This window comes from Siccirubricoccus soli (assembly GCF_024178315.1).
Classification (GTDB): Bacteria; Pseudomonadota; Alphaproteobacteria; order Acetobacterales; family Acetobacteraceae; genus Siccirubricoccus; species Siccirubricoccus soli.
On sequence record NZ_JAMZIK010000273.1, the window covers coordinates 1 to 2,144 of the forward strand.

The 2,144-nt window shown below is 58.3% G+C and carries 1 rRNA gene; it reads left to right on the forward strand.

Annotation, left to right across the window (positions count from 1 at the left end):
* Positions 1 to 2,144, forward strand: a 23S ribosomal RNA gene (locus NJ376_RS28190); the annotation flags it as partial.

Consider the following 2,144-nt stretch of genomic DNA (forward strand, 5'->3'; position numbering starts at 1 on the left):
GAGCGAGATAAGGGCGTTCGGTGGATGCCTTGGCGCCAAGAGGCGATGAAGGACGTGGCACGCTGCGAAAAGCCGCGGGGAGATGCGAGCGATCGTTGATCCGCGGATGTCCGAATGGGGAAACCCCTCCTTAGGGAGATCCTGTGCTGAATCCATAGGCATGGGAGGCGAACTCGGGGAACTGAAACATCTAAGTACCCGAAGGAAAAGACATCAAGTGAGATTCCGCTAGTAGTGGCGAGCGAACGCGGAGCAGGCCAGTGGCCTTTGCGCATTAAGCCGAGCGGTCTGGAAAGGCCGGCCAGAGTGGGTGAGAGCCCCGTAGGCGTATGGTGTGCAGGGGTCCTTGAGTAGGGCGGGGCACGTGAAACCCTGTCTGAACATGGGGGGACCACCCTCCAAGCCTAAATACTCCTTGGCGACCGATAGTGCACAAGTACCGTGAGGGAAAGGTGAAAAGCACCCCGACGAGGGGAGTGAAAGAGACCTGAAACCGAACGCCTACAAGCAGTCGGAGCCCGCAAGGGTGACGGCGTACCTTTTGTATAATGGGTCCGCGAGTTTCTGTTTGCAGCGAGCTTAAGCCGTGAGGTGTAGGCGCAGCGAAAGCGAGTCCGAACAGGGCGTTGAGTTGCTGGCAGAAGACCCGAAACCGAGTGATCTAGCCATGGCCAGGCTGAAGGTGCGGTAACACGCACTGGAGGGCCGAACCCACGCCTGTTGAAAAAGTCGGGGATGAGCTGTGGCTAGGGGTGAAAGGCCAATCAAACTCGGAAATAGCTGGTTCTCCGCGAAATCTATTGAGGTAGATCGTCCATTGATCACCCCCGGAGGTAGAGCACCGAAAGGGCTAGGGGGGCCCAAAGCCCTACCAAACCCTATCGAACTCCGAATGCCGGGGAGTGCAGGTGGGCAGACAGACAGTGGGTGCTAAGGTCCATTGTCGAGAGGGAAACAGCCCAGACCACCAGCTAAGGCCCCCAAATGATGGCTAAGTGGGAAAGCATGTAGGACGGCCATAACAACCAGGAGGTTGGCTTAGAAGCAGCCATCCTTTAAAGAAAGCGTAATAGCTCACTGGTCTAATAGCTGTCCCGCGGCGAAAATGTAACGGGGCTCAAGCCATCTGCCGAAGCTGTGGGCGCATGCAAATGCGCGGTAGCGGAGCGTTCCGTAAGCCGGTGAAGGCGGACCCGTGAGGGCCGCTGGAGGTATCGGAAGTGCGAATGCGGACATGAGTAGCGACAAGGAGAGTGAGAAACTCTCCCGCCGAAAGTCCAAGGGTTCCTGCGCAAGGCTAATCCGCGCAGGGTGAGCCGGCCCCTAAGGCGAGGGCGACAGCCGTAGCCGATGGAAACCAGGTGAATATTCCTGGGCCCGCCAGAAGTGACAGCCGTGAAGTTCTGTATTCCCTTATCGGATTGGGGGTGCAGTTGGATCGGCTCGGGAAATAGCTCTGGCATATGGACCGTACCCGAAACCGACACAGGTGGACTGGTAGAGCATACCAAGGCGCTTGAGAGAACTATGCTGAAGGAACTAGGCAAATTGCTCGCGTAACTTCGGGATAAGCGAGACCCATCCTTGCGCAAGCAGGGGTGGGTGACACAAACCAGGGGGTGGCGACTGTTTAGTAAAAACACAGGGCTCTGCGAAGTCGAGAGACGACGTATAGGGTCTGACGCCTGCCCGGTGCCGGAAGGTCAAGGGGAGGAGTGCAAGCTCCGAACCGAAGCCCCGGTAAACGGCGGCCGTAACTATAACGGTCCTAAGGTAGCGAAATTCCTTGTCGGGTAAGTTCCGACCTGCACGAATGGCGTAACGACCTCCCCACTGTCTCCAGCATAGGCTCAGCGAAATTGAACTCCCCGTGAAGATGCGGGGTACCCGTGGTCAGACGGAAAGACCCTATGAACCTTTACTGCAACTTCGCAGTGGCGCCAGGAAGGGGCTGTGTAGGATAGGTGGGAGGCTGTGAAGCCGGGGCGCCAGCCTTGGTGGAGCCAACCTTGAAATACCACCCTGCGCCTTTCTGGCGTCTAACTGAGCCCGGTTAGCCCGGGCCAGGACCCTGCGTGGCGGGCAGTTTGACTGGGGCGGTCGCCTCCCAAATGGTAACGGAGGCGCGCGATGGTGGGCTCAGG